We start from the raw sequence: 18,907 nt of genomic DNA, 5'->3' as shown, positions 1-18,907 counted from the left end.
GCGCTGTCGACGGGCAGGTGTCGACGCGTTCGATGTAAAGCAAGGGCACTGTTCAGTATCAGAGCTCTTATTTGTGACAGGGGACGCTATAGGTTCGCCGAGGCGGGCGTCAAGGCGATCGGTTGGCCGGAAGTCGGGATTCCTGAGGAAGTCCTGATGAGAAACAGAGTTCTAAGCTGTCTATGGATGCTGATGCCGACCTGCCGTCCGACCTCCCGTCAGGGAGGCGGGAGAGGAATGTCATCCGGGCCTGTCGGGCCCGCCTCCTGGGCCCGCCCCGTGGGGCGCCTCCGCCACTCGACGGCGTCGGCGCTTCGTCGTTCGTCGTGCCCCCGACGGCCGCTCCGGGTTACGGTGACCGAACGAACCGAAGCGAACCGCACCGGATCGAACCGGTGCGGCCGAATGGACGAGGGCGGGTCGATGGAACGAGCGGTGGACGGGCGCGGGCCGCGCCGACTGGCACGGATCGCCCTGTTGTGCGCGGTGGCCGCCGTCGTGGCGCTCGCGTTCACCGGCCCGCACGGGCTGCTGGTGCTGCTCGCCGAATTCGTCGGGCTGGCGGTGGCGGCCGTCGGCGCCTGGTGGGCGATCACCCACCGGGGCCTTCCGCGCCTGCTCGGCATCGTCCTGGCCCTCGGCGCGCCGATCGCCGCCCTGGTGCTCGCCCTCAACGCCGAGGTGCTGCTGCTCGTGGTGACCGCCCTGGCCCTGTGGCTCGCCGCACTCGCCTGCGCCCGCGCCGCGCTGCGCGCCGCCCGGCCACCACGGCCGATGCCGGTGCGGGAGATCCCGCCGCCGCGACAGCCCGTCCTGATCATGAACCCGAAGTCCGGCGGCGGGAAGGTCGAACGCTTCGACCTGGTCCGGCGCGCCGAGGAACTGGGCGCCCGGGTGGTGCTGCTCGACCCGTCCGCGCCGCAGGACGTCGCCGAACTCGCCCGCCGGGCGATCGCCGAGGGCGCCGACCTGCTCGGCGTGGCCGGCGGCGACGGCACCCAGGCCCTGGTCGCGGCCGTCGCTGCCGAGCACGGCCTGCCGTTCCTGGTCGTCTCGGCCGGCACCCGCAACCACTTCGCGATGGACCTCGGCCTCGACCGCGACGACCCCGCCACCTGCCTCGACGCCCTGCGCGACGGCGTCGAACTCACCGTCGACCTGGGCCGGGTCGGCGACCGGACCTTCGTCAACACCGTCTCCTTCGGCGCCTACGCCGAGATCGTGCAGAGCCCCCAGTACCGTGACGCCAAGACCGCCACCGCCCTGGACACCCTGCCCGACCTGCTGGTCGGCGACGCCGGCAGCCGCCTCACCGTCCGGGCCGACGACCACCGCATCGACGCCCCGCAGGCCCTGCTCATCAGCAACAACCCGTACGCCGCCCCCGACCCGGTCGATCTCGGCCGCCGCCCCCGTCTGGACAAGGGCGTCCTGGGCGTCCTCGGCATCCGCGTCGACGGCGCCGCCCAGGCCGCCGAACTCGCCCTGCTCGGCGAACGGGCCGCCGGGCTGACCCTGCTGTCGGCCCGCCGGGTCACCGTCGACGCCGACGCCCCGGAGATCCCCGTCGCCGTCGACGGCGAGGCCCTGACCCTGCCCACCCCGGTCGTCTGCACCCTGGACCACCGGGCCCTGCGGGTCCGCGTCCCGCGCGAACGCCCCGGCGCGGACCCGGACCAGCAGGCCCGCTCCCACCGGCTGGACTGGCGCGACGTCACCCGCCTGGCCCTCGCCCGGGTGGACTCGCACACCGGTGGGCGTCCGTGACCGGCCCCGTCCTGCGCGACCTCGCCGCCCTCGACGGCGCCGTCTACGCCGCCGTCGCCGCCACCCCCACCCCCGCCCTCGACTCGGCTCTGCGGACGCTCTCCCGGGCCGCCGACCACTCGAAGATCAACCTGTCCATCGCGGCGGCGCTCGCCCTCGCCCCCGGCCGGTACCGCCGCGCCGGACTGGCCGGGGCGGCCTCCGTCGCCCTCGCCTCCCTCACCGCCAACATCCTCGGCAAACAGCTCGTCCGCCGCCCCCGCCCGGACCGCGAGGCCGCCCGGGTCGTGCTGGACCGGCAGGTGCCGATGCCGGTCTCGGCCTCCTTCCCCTCCGGCCACACCGCCTCGGCCTTCGCCCTGGCCACCACCGTCGGCACCCTCCTGCCCGCCACCGCCGCCCCGCTCGGAGTGCTCGCCTGCGCCGTCGGCTACTCCCGCGTCCACACCGGCGTCCACTACCCGGGCGACGTCCTGGCCGGCGCCCTGCTCGGCAGCGGCTGCGCGGGGCTCGTGCTCGCGGCGGCCCGGCGGGCGGCGCCGCGCTAGGTCGGCGCGGCCCAGGTGGCGAGGCCGGATTCCGCTGCTCCGCCCGGGAGTTGACGGACCGTCTGTCAGTGTGCTGCGCGTGGCTGCGATGACCTTCGATACCGGCGTCGACGAACGGACCGCCGCCCCGATCGACGAGGCCCGACGCCATCGGCTGGACACCGCGGGCTGCCCGCTGCCCACTGCCCGCCGCCCGCCGGCGACAGCGCGGTGAGGTGGGTTCGACACCCAGGCCCTGCCCGGCCTAGGAGGTGAGCCCGTCGGCGTCGATCGAGGCCAGCCGGTCCGGATCCAGCAGGACGTGCACCCGGCTGATCCGGCCGGCCCGGACGGCGAAGCCCAGCACCGCGACCGGCCCGCCGTCCCGGGTGAGCAGAGCGCCCGCAGTGCCGTTGACCAGCACCGGGGTGAACACCGGCCCGCCCTGGCGGAGCGTCACGGCGCGCTCCGCCACCTGATGGGCGCCGCGCAGCAGGGCCGTGGCGGCGGGGAGCGGGCGCCCGCCGTCCGCGCGCAGCTCGGCCGCCGGCTCCAGGACGGCGGCCAGCGCCGCCGGGTCGCCGTCCCGCACCGCCGTACCGAAGGCGTCGACCACCCGGCGGCGGACGGCCGGGCTGCCGTCGGCGTCCGCCTCCCGGGCCTCCTGCGTCCGACGGCGGGCCTGCTCGGCGAGCTTGCGGGTGTCCGCGGTGGTCCGGTCGAGGGCGGTCGCGATCTGGTCGACGTGCAGGCGGAACACGTCGTGCAGCACCAGGGCGACCCGCTCCGCCGCGCCCAGTGCGTCCAGCGCCACCAGCAGCGCGAGCCCGACCGACCCGCCCGTCGCCGCGTCCGCCGGCTCCACCACCACGTCCGGCAGCCGCCCCCGCGCCCCCACGGCGCGGGATTCCAGCCGGCTCAGGCAGACCCGGGCGGTCACCGTGGTCAGCCACGCCGCCAGGTCCGCCACCTCCTCCGGGTTGATCCGCCCGAGCCTGACCCACACCTCCCGCACGGCCTCCCCGGCCTCCGCGTGCGAGCCCAGCAGCGGGTACGCGAGGGCCCTCATCCGCGGCCGGAGGTGCTCGAACTGGCCTGGCTGCCGGTCCTGGTCGGGCACGGTCACACTCCTCGGTCCGGAGGGGGCGTCACCGGCCGGGACGCCCGGCCGTGGCTGGACCTTACTCGGAGGGGCGGGTTGATCACAGTGGGTGGTGCGGCCGGAATCGCGGACCGGCCCCCGGCGTCCGCACCGTTCCGGCGGGATTCCCGATCCCCGTCGACGGCGTGCTCCACACCGTCTGCACCGTTGCCATCCCGAGGAAGCTCCAGGGCCGATACCAGGTGGCCGTCACCCGGGACGGCGAGCAAGCCGAGGAACCTCTCGACCTGGCCATGGAGCGGGAGAACGTCGTGCGGTGCTGAGCGACGGACCCGGAGGACGGGGGTGGGTCCAGCCCCACCCCGGGCCGGGGTGCAGCCGGATTCCGCCGTCGCCCCGCCGTCCCTAGATTCGATCACGAGCCGCTGAGCGGGGCCCGTTGCCCGGCTGCCATCATGATCGTCCCGCATCAGACCCGACCGGAGGTCCCGTGAGCACCCCGCAGTCCCGAGGCGCCGAGGCGCTGCGCAGCGCCGCCCGGGCGCTCGGGCGCCTGGCCGTCTTCACGCTGCTCATTCCGGCCGGCGCGGTGCTGGCCGTGCTCTACCTGGCCTCGTTCCTGCTCTGGGGCTGCCTCGGGATGGTCCCGCTGTTCCCGGCGGTGACCGGGGTGGTCCGCTCGATGGCCGGGGCCGCCCGGTGGGCCGCCGGCCACTGGTCGCAGGTGCCCGTACCGGTGCCGTACGCGCCGCGTCCAGCGCTGGAGCGCACCCTGCACGGCTGGTTCTGGACCGGCCACGACTACCACAAGAACCGCTGGTTCGCGGGCTTCGCGCTCAAGTTCCGCTGGCTGTGGGACGACCGGGCGACCTGGCGGGACGCCGGCTGGGTCCTGGTCGACCCGCTGGTCGGCGGCGGCATCGCGGCCGGGCCCGTCCTGCTGTCCGGCTACGGCCTGTACGGGCTGGCGCAGCCCGTACTGCCCGAACCCGGCCCGGGCTACGGCCTGGTGCCGCTGCCCGGGCTGCTCGGCCCGCTCATCGGCCTGGTCCTGGTGCCGGCCGGTCTCGCCCTCGCCGGGCCCGCGCTGCGCCTGCACGGCCGGTGGACCCGCTCCCTGCTCGGCCCGACCGAGAAGTCCCGGCTGGCCCGGCGGGTGGAGCAGCTCACCGAGATCCGGCTGGACGCCACCGAGGCCCAGGCCGCCGAACTGCGCCGGATCGAACGGGACCTGCACGACGGCGCGCAGGCCCGGCTGGTCGCGGTCAGTCTGCGGCTCGGCGCGGTGGTGGCGCTGATCGACGGCGACCCGGCGAAGGCCAAGCAGGTGGTGACGGACGCGCAGGAGAACGTCACCCAGGCCTTGCAGGAACTGCGCGACCTGGTGCGCGGCATCCACCCGCCGGTGCTCGCCGAGCGCGGCCTGGCCGAGGGGATCCGGGCGCTGGCGCTGGACGTGCCGCTGAAGGTCGAGGTGCGGGCCGAACTGCCGGGCCGGGCCGAGGCGCCGGTGGAGTCGGCGGTGTACTTCGCGGTCAGCGAGGCGCTCACCAACGCGGTGAAGCACGGCGACGCCCGGCACGCCACGGTGGAGCTCAGCCACGCCGCCGGGCTGCTGCGCGCGGAGGTGGCGGACGACGGCCGGGGCGGCGCGGACCCGGCCGGGGGCAGTGGCCTGCGGGGTATTCAGCGCAGGCTGGCGGTGTTCGACGGTACGCTCGCGCTGACCAGCCCCCCGGGGGGCCCGACCAGGCTGATCATGGAGCTGCCGTGCGTGTTGTCCTCGCCGAGGACCTCGTCCTGCTGAGGGACGGACTGGAACTCCTGCTGAGCGCCCACGGACACGACATCGTCGCCGCCGTGGAGAGCGGCCCGGAACTGGCCGCCGCCCTCGCCGAACACCGCCCGGACATCGCGGTGGTGGACGTACGGCTGCCGCCGACGTACTCCGACGAGGGGCTGCAGGTCGCGCTGGCCGCCCGCCGGGAGCAGCCCGGCCTGCCGGTGCTGGTGCTCTCCCAGCACGTCGAGCAGCTCTACGCCCGGGAGCTGATCGCCGACGGTGCGGGCGGCGTCGGCTACCTGCTCAAGGACCGGGTCTCCAAGGCCGACCAGTTCGTGGACGCCGTCCACACCGTCGCGGCCGGCGGCACCGTCATGGACCCCCAGGTCATCACCCGGCTGCTCGCCCGCAACGCCTATGACGAGCCGCTCGCGATGCTCACCCCGCGCGAACGGGACGTCCTCGCGATGATGGCCGAGGGCCGCTCCAACGCGGCGATCGCCCAGCGCCTGCACTTCAGCGAGGGCGCGGTCAGCAAGCACACCTCCAGCATCTTCGCCAAGCTGAGCCTGGGTGCCTCGGACGACGACAACCGCCGGGTGCTGGCGGTGCTGGCGTACTTGGACGGGACGCGCCCGGCGTAGGACGTCGGACCGGCCGACGTCCCGTGCGCACCCGGGCGCGGCGTCGCGGCCCGCTTCCCGGCTCCGGGTGGCCGGGCGGGCGTCGGTACGATCGCGGTATGGGTGCTGCGAAGGACGAGGCCTGGGATACCGACGCGGCGGAGCGGGCGGTGGCGGTGCTGAAGGCGGTGGCCGACCCGTCGCGGTACCGGCTGCTGTGGGCGCTGAGCCGCCGGGAGCTGCCGGTCAGCGAGCTGGCCGAGCTGCTGGGCGCCCATGTGGCGGCCACCTCCCAGCACCTGGCCAAGCTCCGGGCGGCCGGCCTGGTGGTGGCCCGCCGGGAGGGCACCCGGATCTTCTACCGCGCCACCGAGGTGCGCGGCCTGCTGACCGAGGCCGCCGTGATCGCCAACGACCTGCCGCCCCGGGGCGGTGACGGCGGCGGCGACGGCGGCGCGGCCCCGGCCGCCGAGCCGGCGGAGCAGCCCTTCACCCGGGCCGCCCGCGCCGTCCGGGGGGCGCGCCGCCGCCCGGCGACCGGCCAGGCGGGCTGAGCCGGGGCCCCTACCAGCCGTCCGCGCCACCACCGTCGCGGATCACCCGTGCGCGGCGGAACGATTCGTCCGTCTCGTCGGTCTCGTCCGTCTCGTCGGTGGCGGAGTGCCGGAGTGCCGGAGTGCCGGAGTGTTGCAGCATTGTCCATCCGTCAGGCCTCGTCCGCGCGGTACTCCTGCCGGGCCGCGTCGTAGCCGAACAGGCCGGCGTAGCGGCCCCAGTCCGTCGCGGTCTCCAGCTGCCGGTCGACCTGCTCGCTGGTGTAGTGGTGGGCCAGCAGGTCGCGGAGGAACCCGGCCCGGACGGTGGCGCCGGCCTCGCCACCCAGGCTGTTGACGATCAGCCTGACCAGGGGGGCGTCCAGCGCGGCGCCCGCGAAGAGGGCGCGGGAGTCCTGGACGTCGGCGCGGGCGAAGGCGGTGCCGTCCTCGGTGAGCAGGAGGTCGTCGCCGTGGATCTCGGCGAAGCCGAGCAGGTCGAGCGCGTCGACCTGGGGGAGCAGGGTGTTGGCGAGGGTGCGGCGCTCGGCGCGGTCCGGGTCGGCGTGGTCCGGGGCAGCGTGGTCCGGGTCGGTGCGGTCGGCGTCCGGGCGGACGGCGGCACGGGTGTCCTTGGGGCGGCCGGTCATGATCCGGTAGACCCGGTCGACCAGTTCGTCGAACTCGGCGCAGTCGCGGTCGCGCGGGCGTTCCAGGGCGACGTCGACGGTCTCCCGGATGGTGCCGTACGGGCGGGAGCCGAGGACCACCACGCGGTCCGCCATCAGCACCGCCTCCTCGATGTTGTGGGTGACCAGCACGACGGCGCGGGTGGGGAACTGGCCGGAGTCCCACAGTTCCATGAGTTCGCCGCGCAGGTTCTCGGCGGTGAGCACGTCCAGCGCGGAGAACGGTTCGTCCATCATCAGCACGTCCGGTTCGACCACCAACGCCCTTGCGAAGCCGACGCGTTGGCGCATGCCGCCGGAGAGCTCCTTGGGGTAGGCGTTCTCGAAGCCGGCCAGGCCGATCAGGTCGATGGCCTGGTCGGCGGACCGGGCGCGTTCGCGCGGCGGCACCCCGCGGGCCTCCAGGCCGAGTTCGACGTTCTGCCGGACAGTCAGCCAGGGCAGCAGGGCGAAGGTCTGGAAGACCAGCGCGCTGCCGGGGTTGGCGCCGGTGAGCGGGGTACCGCGGTAGCGGACGGTGCCGGAGCTGGGCGGGAGCAGGCCGGCCAGGCAGCGCAGCAGGGTGGACTTGCCGGAGCCGGAGCGGCCGAGCAGGGCGACGATCTCGCCGGCCCGGACGGTGAGGTCGATCCCGGAGAGCACCGGCAGTTCGCCGTCGGCCCCGGCGTAGGACTTGGTGAGGCCGGCGGTCTCCAGCAGGACCTCGCCGTCCGCCGCGGTCGGCGGGGCGACGGCCGGGGCGGGGCGGAAGAACGGGAAGCGCATCGGCGGGAACCTCATTGGAGCGAGTAGCGGCGCTCGGCCAGCCGGTACAGCCGGCGCCAGAGCAGGCGGTTGAGGGCGACGACGTACAGGCTCATCACCGCGACTCCGGCCAGCAGGTGCGGGTAGTCGCCGCGTTCGGTGGCGCGGGCGATGTACGCGCCGAGGCCGGTGGCGGTGAGGGTGGTGCCGCCGAAGGTGACCACCTCGGAGACGATGGAGGCGTTCCAGGCGCCGCCGGAGGCGGTGATGCCGCCGGTGACGTACGCCGGGAAGATCCCCGGAATGATCAGCCGCCGCCAGCGCTGCCAACCGCGCACGCCGAGGTCGTCCATGGCCTCGCGCAGATCGCTGGGGATGGCCATGGCACCGGCGATGGCGTTGAACAGGAGGTACCACTGGGCGCCGAGGGCCATCAGCAGGACACCGCCGAGGTCGATCGACAGCCCGGTGCGCAGCAGCAGCCAGACCACCAGCGGGAACAGGAAGTTGGCGGGGAAGCTGGCGAGGATCTGGACCAGCGGCTGGGCGGTCCTGGTCAGCCGGGGGGAGAAGCCGATCAGCACCCCGACCGGCACCCAGACGACGGTGGCCACCGCGACCAGCACGACCACCCGGGTGAGGGTGGCGAGGCCGAGCAGCAGCGGTTCGCCGAACACGCCGAGGCCGGTGGCGTCGGCGAGGTAGCGGCCGAGGTCGACCAGGCCCCACAGCACGATGCCGCCGGCGACCGCGGCGAACAGGAGGTCCCCGGCGCGCTGCCGGGCGGGGCTGACGGCGAGCGGCCGGTCGTCGGTGCCGAACAGCCCCCCGGCCCGGTTCAGGGCCCGGCCGAGCGGCCGCAGCGCCCGGCCGAGCAGCGCGGGCAGGTGCGAGCGGCGCAGCAGGTCGAGGACGACGGAGCGCTGTAGCTCGGTGGCCTCGGACTGCTCGTTCTTGAAGCGTTCGGCCCAGGCGGTGAGCGGCCGCCAGAACAGGAAGTTCACCCCGACGACCAGCACGGCCATGGTGGCGATCGCCCAGCCGACCCGGCCGAGGTCCCCGGCGGCGATCGCGGCGCCCGCGTAGGAGCCGACCCCGGGCAGGGCGTAGCGCTGGTTGTCGACGCTGATCGCCTCGGAGGCGACCAGGAAGAACCAGCCGCCGCCGAAGCTGAGCATGCCGTTCCAGACCAGGCCGATCATGCCGGAGGGCAGTTCGACCTTCCAGAAGCGCATCCACCGGCTGAACCGGAAGGAGCGCGACAGCTCGTCGAGTTCGCGCGGCAGCGAGACCAGCGAGTGGTAGAAGCCGAAGGTCATGTTCCACGCCTGGGACGTGAAGATGGCGAAGACGGCCGCGCACTCCAGGCCGAGCATCGAGCCGGGGAACAGCGCGAGGAATCCGGTCACCGCGACGGTCAGGAAGGCGAGCACCGGCACCGACTGGAGGATGTCCAGCGCGGGGATCAGCACCCGTTCCAGCCGGCGGCTGCGGGCGGCGGCGTAGGCGTAGCCGAAGGTGAAGCCGACCGAGACGACCAGCGCGGCGAACATCCGCAGCAGCGAGCGCGCCGCGTCGTACGGCAGCCGGGCCGGGTCGGTGTCCACGGCGGCGTCACGGGCGGTGGAGAACCGCACGGTGGTGCCCTGCCCGACCCGCAGCGCGAGGTAGAGCAGGACCAGGACGGCGGCCGCCACGACCACGTCCACCCAGGCCGACCGGGCCGGGCGGCTCGCCGTCCGGGACGGCAGCGGGCCCCGGGGCTGGCCCGGGGCGGACTTCGGAAAGGGCATGGACGGGGACCTCCGGCGCAAACCCGGGCAGTCTGCTCCCTGCCGAGGTCCGTACGCAATTGACTTCCCCCCTCCTGGTGGAGGGGATTCCCCTCAGCCTCGCGGCTGAGCCGCTGCGTGTGTGCGCTGCGGTGGGACTACTTCCTGCTTCACCGACGACCGCCCGCCCGGAGTGCTCCGTTGAGGTCTTACACCGTCTCCACAGGCTGCAACCGCCAGTCCGGCGGCCAGGATGTTGCGTGCCGCGTTCACGTCCCGGTCGTGGACTGCACCGCAGTCGCACGTCCACTCGCGGACGTTCAGGGGCATCTTGTCGCGGATGGTTCCGCAGGCTGAGCACAGCTTGGAACTGGGGAACCATCGGTCGATGGTCACCAGGTCGCGTCCGTACCACTGGGATTTGTACTCCAGCATGGTCCGCAGCTCGGTCCACGAAGCGTCCGAGATGGCCCGGGACAGCTTGCGGTTCTTGAGCATGCTGCGAACGGTCAGGTCCTCGATCACGACCACTTGGTTTTCGCGGACGAGTCGGGTGGTGAGCTTGTGCAGGAAGTCCCGGCGACGGTCGGCGATCTGTGCATGCACACGAGCGACCTTGACCCGGGCCTTCTCCCGGTTGGCGGATCCCTTGGCCTTGCGGGCAAGTATCCGCTGCGCCTTGGCCAGACGCTCGCGGTCGCGGCGCTCGTGCTTCGGGTTGGTGATCTTCTCTCCGGTGGAGAGGGTCACCAGGCTGGTGATCCCGGCGTCGATCCCCACCGCCGCCTCCACGGCCGGCAGGGGCTTGACACAGGGGTCGTCGCACAGCATCGAGACGAACCACCGTCCGGCCGGATCCCGGCTCACGGTCACCGTGGACGGTGACTGCTCTTCGGGTAGCGGCCTCGACCACACGATGTCAAGCGGCTCCGCCATCTTGGCCAGCGTGAGCCGGCCGTCCCGGTAGCGGAACGCGGACGTGGTGTACTCGGCCGAATCGCGGGACCTCTTCTTCGACTTGAACCGGGGGTACTTCGCCCGCTTCTGCCAGAAGTTGGAGAACGCCCCCTGCAAGTGCCGCAGGGCCTGCTGGAGCGGTACGGAGGACACCTTGGAGAGGAACGCCAGCTCCTCGGTCGTTTTCCACTCCGTCAGCATCGCCGACGTGGCGTTGTAGTTCACCCGTTCCTGGCGCATCGTCCACGCCTCGGTGCGGGCAGCCAGCGCCTTGTTGTAGACGAGTCGCACACACCCGAACGTGCGAGACAGTTCAGCCGCCTGCGCATCGGTCGGGTAGAAGCGGAACTTGAAGGCCCGCTTCACATGAGTGGCCGTCATGGCTCACACACTAGCAGCAGTATTTGTGACCCGTGATCGCCCACGGAGACGTCATGCCATCTTGACGCGGTTGGTCTTCCCTGTCCCGCTACGCGGGAGTTTCCTCGCGCCCCCGCAAGCGTGGGCGCAAAGGCCCGTTGAACGGTGGCGAGGCTGTCGTTCAGGCCGCCGGCTGCTCGGCGGCCTCGACGAACTCCAGCAGGTTGCCGACCGGGTCGGTGGTGTAGAAGCGGCGGCGGGGCGGGAGGGTGTCGTCCCAGACGACCTGGGCGCCGAGTTCGGCGAGCCGGTCGGCGAAGTCCTCGATCTCGCAGACCGCCATGCCGGGGTGGGCCTTGGTGCTGGGGCGGAAGCGTTCCTCGATGCCGAGGTAGAGCCGGACCCGGCCGCCGTCGGCGGCGAACCAGCAGCCGCCGCGGCCGGTGAGCGGCCGGGGCTTGGGGATCTCGGCCATCTGCAGGACGTCGCCGTAGAAGGCGCGCAGCAGGGCCTCGCTGCCGGGGGGCGCGGAGAGCTGGACGTGGTCGAGGGCCGTGATCACTGCGGCCTCCTGTCAGCTGGGGTGTCGGTGGGGTGCTGCCGGGCCGCGGTGACCAGCAGCCGGGCGGTCGGGGTGGGCAGGTCCAGGTGGTGGGCGATCCACTGGGGGTCGTGCCCGTGGGTGGCGAACACCCAGGCGGTGTAGAGCCGGTTGAGGCCGGGGGCGCCCGGGGCGAGCAGGAGCGGGCGGACCTGCTCCATCGGGAAGCCCTCCAGCGAGCGGGCGCTGAACCACTGGGCGTCGTCGTCCCCGGCGGCGACCGCGACGGCGGCGGCCCGGTCGGCGGCCGGCCGGCCCGCCCGCTGCCGGCTGCGGGCCAGCAGCAGGGCGAGCAGCAGTCCGACGGCCGAGGCGCCGATGAGCACGCCGGAGAGGAAGAGCCGCAGCGGGGCGGGGGCGACGCCGAGGGCGGCGACCTGGAGGGCCAGGAGGAGCATGACGACGCAGAGCGCCGTACCTCGGCTCGTCCAGGGGAACAGGGCGGTTCTGGTCATGCGGTGTCCTCCTTCGGTGGTGTCGGTCGTGCTGCGGCGGCGCGGGCCTCAGGCCGCCCGGACCAGCCGGGGGTCGTACTTGTAGCCGATCTGCCGGACGGTGGCGATCGCCTCCCGGTGGCCGGGGCCGAGCTTGCGGCGGAGCCGGGCGATGTGGGTGGCGATGGTGCGGGTGTCGCCGGTGTCCGGCCGGCCCCAGACGGACTCCATCAGCTGGCGGCGCGAGTGCACCCGCAGCGGGTTGCCGACCAGGTGCGCGAGCAGATCGAACTCCAGGTACGGCAGGTCGAGTTGCTGGCCGTCGACGATGACGGTGCGCTGCTCGGAGTCGACCACCAGGCCGGGGTCCGGGCTGGGGGCGGGCGGTGTGGCGGGGACGGGCCGCAGGCCGGGGGCGGCGGCGGTGTGGTCCGAGAAGATGGCGTCGAGCCTGCGGTAGCGCACGGCCATGGCGGAAGCTCCTTCGTCGGGTCGAGGTGGTGGGAGGAGGGGAGAGGTCGGCCGGTCAGTGGCCCGGGTGCCAGGAGGCTTCCAGCCGGGCGGCGCCGTCGGGGCCGGTGACGGAGTGCCAGCTGGCCCGCAGTCGGGTCGGACGGCTGCTCGGCAGGGTCGTGGCCGGGGTGCCGACGGCGCGCAGGACGGTGTTGTCGAGCGGGCTGGTGGCCAGCCGTCGGCCCACCGCGGCGAGGGCGGCGCGCAGTCGGCCGGGGTCGGAGGAGGGAAGGGCGGGCTGGAACGCGGCAACGATGGACATGGCTGGTCACCTCCGTGACAAGGCAATGAATGGGAACAACTGCACCGATCGGTGCGGGAACTGGCAAAAGATCAGGCGGCGGTCGCGGCGGATGCGCCGCTCGCGGCGGCGTCCCGGTGACGGGCGGCGGCGTGGGCGAGCCGGTGCGCGGCGGCCGGCGGGAGGTCCGCGAAGCGGGCGAGCCAGTCCGGGCGGTGGCCCTGGCGGGCCAGCAGGTAGGCCAGGTGGACGCGGGGCTCGTACGCGGAGGCCGGGGTGTTGCGGGTGCCCGAGTGGGGGCAGCTGCCGGGATCGTCGAGGCGGTAGGCGCGCTCGACGCCGTCGTGGAGGGCGAGGCGGACGCTCGGGCAGCGGTGGAACGGGGTGGTGCGCATGGCCGTACTTCCTTCCTTCCCCGGGGTGCGGGGCGGTCGAGGGTTCCGGGGCGGGCCGGGGGCGGCGGGCGGTCGTGCGCGGTGCCGCCCCCGGCCGCCGGTCAGCGGTTCGGCGTCAGTGGTTCAGGGCGGTCTGGACGACCTTGATGATGACCATGATCATCGCGATCAGCAGGTAGGTACGCAGGGCGCCCATGCCGATCTTGCGGGCGGCGGACATGACCGGCTTCTCCAGGGTCTCCAGCGGGGGCATCCGCCAGTTCTCCCGGCCGGTGCGGTCGATCGGGTCCTCCTTGGTGCCCTTGCGGCCGAAGGTGAAGAAGTACCCGGCGACCAGGACGCCGGCCACGCCGCAGCCGGCCATGATCCGGAGCAGTGCGTCCGAGCTGATGTCCGGCCACACCACGGCGGCGGTCAGGATCAGCGACAGCATCACCAGGATGCCGACCACCGCGGAGGTGAAGGCGTTGGTCTTGGGACCGTTGCGCCAGGGGCCGAGCACGGCCTTGTCGTTGCAGAGCAGCAGCAGGAAGACGGTGGCGGAGGGCAGCAGCACCCCGGCCAGCACCTGGACGAACTGGGTCATCAGCCCCTGGGCGTAGTCGGTGGACAGCAGGGTGATGGCGGCGGCCACCACGACCACGCCGGCGTAGATGCCGTAGAAGCCCTTGGCGCCCTTGACCCCGCGGTGCAGCGAGTGCTTGATGCCGAAGACGTCGCCGATGGCGTAGGCGGTGGAGAGGGAGACCGCGAAGGCGCCGATGATCGAGGCGTCCAGCAGCGCGATGGCGAACAGCACGCCGACCACGTGACCGGCCTTGTCCTCCAGGCCCTTGGCGATGGCGCCCGCGTCGGTGAACTGGCCGAAGCCGTCGGTGCCCGTGAACGCGGCGGCGCACAGGCCCATCAGGGCGGAGGCGCCGATGATCACGATGGCGATGCCGATCCACAGGTCGGCCTTCTCGTACTTCATGAAACGCGGGGTGATCCGCTTGTCGATGACGTACGACTGCTGGAAGAACAGCTGCCACGGGGCGACGGTGGTGCCGACGATGGAGACGATCAGCAGCATGACGGTGGCGAGCTCACCCGGGGCGCCCGGCATCTGCGGGACCACGAAGTCGTGGGCCATCTGCGAGGTCTTCGGGTGGACCATGAAGTAGATCGGCACCAGCAGCAGCGAGCCGACGCACAGCGTGATGGCGACCCGCTCGAAGCGCTGGAAGGAACCGGTGAAGGCCGAGGCGATGATGACCGCCGCCGCCAGCACCACGGACGCGACCTTCGGCAGGCCGAGGTATCCGGCCGCGAGTGTCACGCCGATGAACTCGGTGACCAGGGTGAGGGCGTTGAGCAGGAACAGGTCGATGACGCTGAAGGCGCCCCAGAACCTGCCGAACCGCTCCAGGATCAGCCGGGCGTGGCCCACGCCGGTGACGGCGCCCAGGCGCAGCACCATCTCCTGGTTGACGTACAGCACCGGGATCAGCAGGGCCAGCGTCCACAGCAGCTGGGTGCCGTAGTTCTGGCCGGCCTGGCCGTAGGTGGAGAAGGCGCCGGCGTCGTTGTCGCCGACCATCACGATCAGGCCGGGGCCGACGATCGCCAGCAGGGTCTTGAGTCTCGCGCTCAGCCCCTGGCGTGGTGCGTTGTCATCGAGCTTGATGGTGCCGAGCGCACCTTTGATGTCGCCCACGTGGGCGTCGTCCAGCACGGCGGAGCGCGGTGCGGGGATCGTGGAGTCGAGAGTCGAGTTGGTGGTCATGGCGTTCCTCCCGGGTACCCCTGGCAAGCGGGGTGGTTGGGACGCGCGGCAGCAATTTCCCCTGCGTGCGGGCACGACGCGTCGGCGCGCGGCGGCGTCGGCCCGGGCGGACGGACCGCGGGCACGGCGGAGCCGCGTGCGTGCTGCTGGTGCTGTGTGCCGATGCGCCGTCAGATATACGCGCAGGGAAGGTTGTTACCGCGTGTCGGAGGTGTACGAGGACAAGCGGGGGTAGGGGCTACTGTGGCCCGGACTACTGCAATCCATGTCTCTCGCCTCCTCCCGGTCGACGCACCCCGTGGTGCGTGTCATCGACGCGGCAAGGAGCAAGCCGGCGCGCGGAAACGCGGCCACCGGTTCACCCCAACTCGTCAGAGCTTTGGCACTCCACGGCGTGTCCAACCCCGTTGGGCCGGAAGCCACTTCGGATCAACCCTTAGGTCGGGAAGATCTGTCCTAACCCTGGGCGTCTCTCGACGTCGTCGGATCAGTGGCCTGTGTCCGTGAAGAAGCCTCACCGAACGAGGTGCCTTCTTCAAACCTCGAGAAGCATAGCCCCGGCGAAGAGCGTTACTTGCGTACTTGGTAGAACCTTTACCTTTCTCTCCGTGTGACGCCCACCCGGGTGACGCGGGTTTGACCGGGATGTGACCACGGAACGACTTCCCGCCGTACCGGCAGCGGCGCGGCGTCCGCCGTCCCAGTAGCGCACGGCGTCCGCCCGTGCCCGAACCCGAGGGGTGGCATGGCGACCGAAGGCTCCCAGGGGGCTCCCCGGCAGGCCAGGGCGTTGACCCTCGTCCGGAACCCCAGGCTCTGGCTCTTCCCGAGCATCCTGTGCGCCCTGGTGGCCGTGCTGCTCTCGCTGCTCTACCTGGGCGGCATCGTCAACCCGATGGGACACCTGCACCGGCTGCCGATCGCCCTGGTCAACGCCGACCAGGCCCCGCCACCGCCCGGCCAGCCGGTCAACCTCGGCACCCAGCTCACCCGCGCGGTGATCGCCGGCACCCCGGGCGACACCGTCCACTGGCGGCAGACCGACGACGCCGGCGCCCGCGACCTGCTCGCCTCCGGCAAGGTCTACGGCGTGCTGCTCGTCCCCGCCGACTTCACCGCGAGCGTCACCCGGCTCACCACCGGCGGGGCCACCGAGCGGCCCACCCTCACCGTCCTCACCAATCCCGGACTGGGCAGCCTCGGCTCCTCGATCGCCGCGCAGATCGCCCAGAACGCCGCCCACCAGGCCTCGGCCGCGGCCGGAAAGCAACTGCTGGCCGCCGTACCGGCCTCGGGCGCCCGGGGCCCGGACACCGGAGCCACCGCCCGGCTGCTGCTCGCCGACCCGTTCGCCGTCACCACCCAGGTCGGCCACCCGATCGGCAGCCACAGCGGACTCGGCCTGAGCGCCTTCTACTTCACCCTGCTCGCCGTGCTGACCGGCTTCATCGGCGGCAACATCATCCACAACGGCGTCGACGGCGCGCTCGGCTACAGCGACAGCGAGATCGGCCCCTGGCACACCCGGCGCCCGACCGTCCCGATCAGCCGCACCCAGACCCTGCTGCTCAAGATGGTGATGACCGCCGGGATGATGCTGGTCACCACCTCCCTGGTGCTGCTCTGCACGGCCGGCGTCCTCGGCATGGACGCCCCGCACCAGGCCCTGCTGTGGGTGTTCGCCTACTGCGCCAGCCTCGCCGTCGGCCTCGGGGTGCAGGCGATCAACGCCGCGTTCGGCGGGATCGGACAGCTGGTGTCCATGTTCGTCTTCATCGCGCTGGCCCTGCCGTCCTCCGGGGCGACCGTCCCGCTGCAGGCGGTGCCCGGCTTCTACCGCTTCCTGGGCGTCTTCGAACCGATGCGGCAGCTCAGCGACGGCATCCGGGCGATCCTCTTCTTCGACGCGCGCTCGGACGCCGGACTGGCCCGCGGCTGGACCATGATCGCCGTCGGGGTGGTGCTCGCCCTGGCCTTCGGCTTCGGGATGACCCGCTACTACGACCGCAAGGGCCTGCACCGCTGGACGCCCCAGCCCTCCGACTAACCCTCCGACTGACCCTCCGACTGACCCTTCGTCACGGTCACCTTCAGGTGCTTCATGATCGGCTGGTCGCTCTGGGTGCTGAAGTCCCCGATCGCGCACAGCACGTTCAGTTCCGGCATGTACCCGGCCGCGCAGCCGCGCGGGATGTCGTACGGGACGGCCAGGTAGCCGTGCACCGAGCGGGTGGAACCGTCCCGGGCGTGCTGGGCCCTTGGTGTCGTCCGGCCAGGCGCACCCCGGGCAGTCGAAGCCGCCGTTCTCGGTCGTTCATCCGCATGACGGCCCGCGGCCCGTCCAGGTACGCGCCCTCGCGCGCCAGGAAGCGGGTGACGCTCTTCGCGGCGCCCCAGCCGGCGGCGGGGTGGCGGTAGGGCGCGAACCGCGGCGGCCCGGCGGGGGAGGGGCCCGCCTCCGCCGGCTCCTGCGGGGTGGCGGTCGCTTCGTCGTCGGAGGTGGTCACGGCACTGGCCTTCCGTGCGGCGGCTGGTCCCCCCGGACTTCGGCGTCCGGGTCGACGCTACGCCGGGCCGTCGGGCCCCGCGCGTCGAGCGGCCGGGGCCTGGGCGCCCGCCTGGGCGTCGGGCTGGGCGTCGGGCCGGGCGGTGTCGATCCGGTCCGTACGGGTGTAGACGTTCATCGAGTCGCCGCGCAGGAAGCCGACCAGGGTCAGCCCGCTCTCCTCGGCCAGGTCCACCGCCAGCGAGGACGGCGCGGAGACCGCGGCCAGCATCGGGATGCCGGCCATCACGGCCTTCTGGACCAGCTCGAAGGAGGCCCGGCCGCTGACCATCAGCACCGTGCCGCGGGCCGGCAGCAGGCCATCGCGCAGCGCGTGGCCCACCACCTTGTCCACCGCGTTGTGCCGGCCCACGTCCTCGCGCAGGCAGAGCAGCCGCCCGGCGGCGTCGAACAGCCCGGCCGCGTGCAGGCCGCCGGTGCTGTCGAAGACCTTCTGGGCGGCCCGCAGCCGGTCGGGCAGCGCGGAGAGCAGCCCGGGGGTGACCCGCAGGCCGTCCCCGGCGACGCTCCACGGCGCGGTGGTGCGCACCGCGTCCAGGCTGGCCTTGCCGCACAGGCCGCAGGAGGAGGTGGTGTAGAAGTTACGTTCCAGCGAGGCGTCCGGGGCCGGCACCCCGGCGGCGAGCGCCACGTCGACCACGTTGTAGGTGTTGCCGCCGTCGGCGGTGGCCCCGGCGCAGTAGCGGATCCCGGCCAGGTGGTCGGCGGCGTGCAGCACGCCCTCGCTGACCAGGAAGCCGGCCGCGAGGTCGAAGTCGCTGCCCGGGGTGCGCATGGTCACCGTCAGCGCACGGCCGCCGACCCGGATCTCCATCGGCTCCTCGGCGGCCAGGGTGTCGGGTCGGTGCGAGGGCACACCCCCGCGCAGCCGCAGCACCCTGCGCGGTACGGTCACTCGGCCCATGGTCGTCGGCTCCTCGGGGTCGGCCAGGTCGGTACGGATGCATCCTCCCTCCTGGCCCCGCCGCGCGCCTCGGCCGGGTGGTGGCAGGGCTGCCGCCCGGCTACGCCGTGCCGCCGACCGCCAGCACCTCCGCGCTCGTCGCGCCGCCCGGCGTCTCGTAGTTCACCGTCTCCCCGGCGTGCCGGCCCAACAGCGCCTTCCCGAGCGGACTGTCGTACGTCACCAGGGTCAGCTCCCGTTCCTCGGCCACCTCGGAGATCTCGACGACCTCCTCCTCGCCGTCCGCGAACCGCACGGTGACGGTCGAACCCACCCCGATCACGTCCGTGGACGGCGCCCCGGCCCGCTCGGCCTCCCGCAGCCGTTCCTCCAGCTCGGCGATCCGCCGGTCCAGCCGGGCCACCTCCGACGCCCGCTGCAACTCGTCCGCCGCATCCGCCCGGTCACCCACCGGTTCCTCCCCGCTGAGCGTCGCGGCCACCTCCCCCCGCTCCACCCGCAGCTGCGCCAGCTCCTCCCGCACGGCACGCAGCCCCTCGGTACTGATCGGTTCCGGCCCACCGCTCATCGCAAGCTCCCGGGTCTCTGAGGGAACGCCCACACACCGGTCGCCTCTCATTACCCCACCCCG

Annotated in this window: 20 protein-coding genes, 1 pseudogene and 1 riboswitch; of the genes and pseudogenes, 7 read left to right on the top strand and 14 right to left on the bottom strand. The window is 73.1% G+C overall.

Annotated features, from left to right (window positions below):
* Window positions 1-423 precede the first annotated feature (423 nt).
* Both ACZ3YL_RS03170 and ACZ3YL_RS03165 read left to right on the top strand, forming a co-directional pair.
* Complete coding sequence (locus ACZ3YL_RS03170) at window positions 424-1,767, top strand: diacylglycerol/lipid kinase family protein (protein ID WP_465655002.1); 1,344 nt, start codon at window positions 424-426, stop codon at window positions 1,765-1,767.
* A complete protein-coding gene (locus tag ACZ3YL_RS03165; protein WP_465655255.1) occupies window positions 1,704-2,315 on the top strand; it encodes a phosphatase PAP2 family protein in 612 nt (203 codons plus the stop codon). Before ACZ3YL_RS03170 ends, ACZ3YL_RS03165 begins: the two co-directional genes overlap by 64 nt.
* A 244-nt stretch (window positions 2,316-2,559) precedes the next feature.
* Here ACZ3YL_RS03165 and ACZ3YL_RS03160 read toward each other — a convergent pair whose 3' ends face one another.
* Entirely contained in the window at window positions 2,560-3,414 is an 855-nt protein-coding gene (locus tag ACZ3YL_RS03160) for a sigma factor (RefSeq protein ID WP_465655000.1), read from the bottom strand.
* A 167-nt stretch (window positions 3,415-3,581) separates the two neighbouring features.
* On the opposite strand from ACZ3YL_RS03160, the gene ACZ3YL_RS03155 reads away from it, so the two are divergent.
* The 4 genes from ACZ3YL_RS03155 to ACZ3YL_RS03140 all read left to right on the top strand — a co-directional run bounded on the left by ACZ3YL_RS03155 (window position 3,582) and on the right by ACZ3YL_RS03140 (window position 6,356).
* Window positions 3,582-3,719, top strand: coding sequence for a hypothetical protein (locus ACZ3YL_RS03155; protein WP_188307799.1), 138 nt, complete (start codon window positions 3,582-3,584; stop codon window positions 3,717-3,719).
* A 167-nt stretch (window positions 3,720-3,886) separates the two neighbouring features.
* Entirely contained in the window at window positions 3,887-5,203 is a 1,317-nt protein-coding gene (locus ACZ3YL_RS03150; protein ID WP_188307798.1) for a sensor histidine kinase, read from the top strand.
* Window positions 5,167-5,823, top strand: coding sequence for a response regulator (locus ACZ3YL_RS03145; protein WP_188307797.1), 657 nt, complete (start codon window positions 5,167-5,169; stop codon window positions 5,821-5,823). The genes ACZ3YL_RS03150 and ACZ3YL_RS03145 overlap by 37 nt, the downstream gene beginning before the upstream one ends.
* A 98-nt stretch (window positions 5,824-5,921) precedes the next feature.
* Window positions 5,922-6,356, top strand: coding sequence for an ArsR/SmtB family transcription factor (locus ACZ3YL_RS03140; protein ID WP_465654997.1), 435 nt, complete (start codon window positions 5,922-5,924; stop codon window positions 6,354-6,356).
* Between the two features lie 10 nt (window positions 6,357-6,366).
* Here the strand turns inward: ACZ3YL_RS03140 and ACZ3YL_RS03135 are convergent, their stop codons facing one another.
* The 10 genes from ACZ3YL_RS03135 to ACZ3YL_RS03090 all read right to left on the bottom strand — a co-directional run bounded on the left by ACZ3YL_RS03135 (window position 6,367) and on the right by ACZ3YL_RS03090 (window position 14,806).
* Window positions 6,367-6,498, bottom strand: coding sequence for a hypothetical protein (locus ACZ3YL_RS03135; RefSeq protein WP_262985994.1), 132 nt, complete (start codon window positions 6,496-6,498; stop codon window positions 6,367-6,369).
* 10 nt (window positions 6,499-6,508) lie between these two features.
* Window positions 6,509-7,789: an ABC transporter ATP-binding protein gene (locus ACZ3YL_RS03130; protein ID WP_465654995.1), complete on the bottom strand. Its 1,281-nt coding sequence runs from the start codon at window positions 7,787-7,789 to the stop codon at window positions 6,509-6,511.
* A gap of 11 nt (window positions 7,790-7,800) precedes the next feature.
* Window positions 7,801-9,561 (bottom strand): ABC transporter permease, encoded by a 1,761-nt coding sequence (locus ACZ3YL_RS03125; RefSeq protein WP_188303873.1) that lies wholly within the window; start codon window positions 9,559-9,561, stop codon window positions 7,801-7,803.
* 93 nt (window positions 9,562-9,654) lie between these two features.
* Window positions 9,655-10,878, bottom strand: a complete 1,224-nt coding sequence (locus ACZ3YL_RS03120) for an RNA-guided endonuclease InsQ/TnpB family protein (RefSeq protein ID WP_465654993.1) — start codon at window positions 10,876-10,878, stop codon at window positions 9,655-9,657.
* Between the two features lie 160 nt (window positions 10,879-11,038).
* Window positions 11,039-11,419 (bottom strand): VOC family protein, encoded by a 381-nt coding sequence (locus tag ACZ3YL_RS03115; RefSeq protein ID WP_465654991.1) that lies wholly within the window; start codon window positions 11,417-11,419, stop codon window positions 11,039-11,041.
* Window positions 11,416-11,913 (bottom strand): hypothetical protein, encoded by a 498-nt coding sequence (locus ACZ3YL_RS03110; protein ID WP_188303871.1) that lies wholly within the window; start codon window positions 11,911-11,913, stop codon window positions 11,416-11,418. The genes ACZ3YL_RS03115 and ACZ3YL_RS03110 overlap by 4 nt, the downstream gene beginning before the upstream one ends.
* A gap of 48 nt (window positions 11,914-11,961) precedes the next feature.
* Window positions 11,962-12,363: a winged helix-turn-helix domain-containing protein gene (locus ACZ3YL_RS03105; RefSeq protein WP_465654988.1), complete on the bottom strand. Its 402-nt coding sequence runs from the start codon at window positions 12,361-12,363 to the stop codon at window positions 11,962-11,964.
* A 55-nt stretch (window positions 12,364-12,418) separates the two neighbouring features.
* Complete coding sequence (locus ACZ3YL_RS03100) at window positions 12,419-12,667, bottom strand: hypothetical protein (protein WP_350508419.1); 249 nt, start codon at window positions 12,665-12,667, stop codon at window positions 12,419-12,421.
* Window positions 12,668-12,738: 71 nt separating this feature from the next.
* Complete coding sequence (locus ACZ3YL_RS03095; protein ID WP_188303868.1) at window positions 12,739-13,041, bottom strand: hypothetical protein; 303 nt, start codon at window positions 13,039-13,041, stop codon at window positions 12,739-12,741.
* 115 nt (window positions 13,042-13,156) lie between these two features.
* Window positions 13,157-14,806, bottom strand: a complete 1,650-nt coding sequence (locus tag ACZ3YL_RS03090; protein ID WP_465654986.1) for an NRAMP family divalent metal transporter — start codon at window positions 14,804-14,806, stop codon at window positions 13,157-13,159.
* Window positions 14,807-15,161: 355 nt separating this feature from the next.
* Window positions 15,162-15,339: riboswitch (M-box (ykoK) riboswitch) on the bottom strand.
* 212 nt (window positions 15,340-15,551) lie between these two features.
* Here ACZ3YL_RS03090 and ACZ3YL_RS03085 point away from each other — a divergent pair.
* Window positions 15,552-16,853, top strand: coding sequence for a YhgE/Pip domain-containing protein (locus tag ACZ3YL_RS03085; RefSeq protein WP_188303866.1), 1,302 nt, complete (start codon window positions 15,552-15,554; stop codon window positions 16,851-16,853).
* Here ACZ3YL_RS03085 and ACZ3YL_RS03080 read toward each other — a convergent pair.
* The 3 genes and pseudogenes from ACZ3YL_RS03080 to ACZ3YL_RS03070 all read right to left on the bottom strand — a co-directional run.
* Window positions 16,850-17,053: pseudogene (locus ACZ3YL_RS03080) on the bottom strand (hypothetical protein); the annotation flags it as partial. The gene ACZ3YL_RS03085 and the pseudogene ACZ3YL_RS03080 overlap by 4 nt on opposite strands.
* A gap of 317 nt (window positions 17,054-17,370) precedes the next feature.
* Complete coding sequence (fdhD, locus tag ACZ3YL_RS03075) at window positions 17,371-18,276, bottom strand: formate dehydrogenase accessory sulfurtransferase FdhD (protein ID WP_465654984.1); 906 nt, start codon at window positions 18,274-18,276, stop codon at window positions 17,371-17,373.
* A gap of 100 nt (window positions 18,277-18,376) precedes the next feature.
* Window positions 18,377-18,844: a GreA/GreB family elongation factor gene (locus tag ACZ3YL_RS03070; RefSeq protein WP_188303864.1), complete on the bottom strand. Its 468-nt coding sequence runs from the start codon at window positions 18,842-18,844 to the stop codon at window positions 18,377-18,379.
* Window positions 18,845-18,907: the final 63 nt, after the last annotated feature.

Source organism: Kitasatospora sp. NPDC023176, from assembly GCF_055560495.1.
The sequence above is the reverse complement of the archived record's forward strand: the minus strand, read 5'-3'. Positions and strand labels throughout refer to the sequence as shown.

Excerpts from the sequence above, each read along its gene's own strand:
- ACZ3YL_RS03070 (WP_188303864.1), bottom strand. The coding sequence starts at position 18,844 with ATGAGCGGTGGGCCGGAACCGATCAGTACCGAGGGGCTGCGTGCCGTG.
- ACZ3YL_RS03170 (WP_465655002.1), top strand. The coding sequence starts at position 424 with ATGGAACGAGCGGTGGACGGGCGCGGGCCGCGCCGACTGGCACGGATC.
- ACZ3YL_RS03090 (WP_465654986.1), bottom strand. The coding sequence starts at position 14,806 with ATGACCACCAACTCGACTCTCGACTCCACGATCCCCGCACCGCGCTCC.
- ACZ3YL_RS03100 (WP_350508419.1), bottom strand. The coding sequence starts at position 12,667 with ATGTCCATCGTTGCCGCGTTCCAGCCCGCCCTTCCCTCCTCCGACCCC.
- ACZ3YL_RS03125 (WP_188303873.1), bottom strand. The coding sequence starts at position 9,561 with ATGCCCTTTCCGAAGTCCGCCCCGGGCCAGCCCCGGGGCCCGCTGCCG.
- ACZ3YL_RS03130 (WP_465654995.1), bottom strand. The coding sequence starts at position 7,789 with ATGCGCTTCCCGTTCTTCCGCCCCGCCCCGGCCGTCGCCCCGCCGACC.
- ACZ3YL_RS03085 (WP_188303866.1), top strand. The coding sequence starts at position 15,552 with ATGGCGACCGAAGGCTCCCAGGGGGCTCCCCGGCAGGCCAGGGCGTTG.
- ACZ3YL_RS03110 (WP_188303871.1), bottom strand. The coding sequence starts at position 11,913 with ATGACCAGAACCGCCCTGTTCCCCTGGACGAGCCGAGGTACGGCGCTC.
- fdhD (WP_465654984.1), bottom strand. The coding sequence starts at position 18,276 with ATGGGCCGAGTGACCGTACCGCGCAGGGTGCTGCGGCTGCGCGGGGGT.
- ACZ3YL_RS03095 (WP_188303868.1), bottom strand. The coding sequence starts at position 13,041 with ATGCGCACCACCCCGTTCCACCGCTGCCCGAGCGTCCGCCTCGCCCTC.
- ACZ3YL_RS03135 (WP_262985994.1), bottom strand. The coding sequence starts at position 6,498 with ATGCTGCAACACTCCGGCACTCCGGCACTCCGGCACTCCGCCACCGAC.
- ACZ3YL_RS03120 (WP_465654993.1), bottom strand. The coding sequence starts at position 10,878 with ATGACGGCCACTCATGTGAAGCGGGCCTTCAAGTTCCGCTTCTACCCG.
- ACZ3YL_RS03105 (WP_465654988.1), bottom strand. The coding sequence starts at position 12,363 with ATGGCCGTGCGCTACCGCAGGCTCGACGCCATCTTCTCGGACCACACC.
- ACZ3YL_RS03140 (WP_465654997.1), top strand. The coding sequence starts at position 5,922 with ATGGGTGCTGCGAAGGACGAGGCCTGGGATACCGACGCGGCGGAGCGG.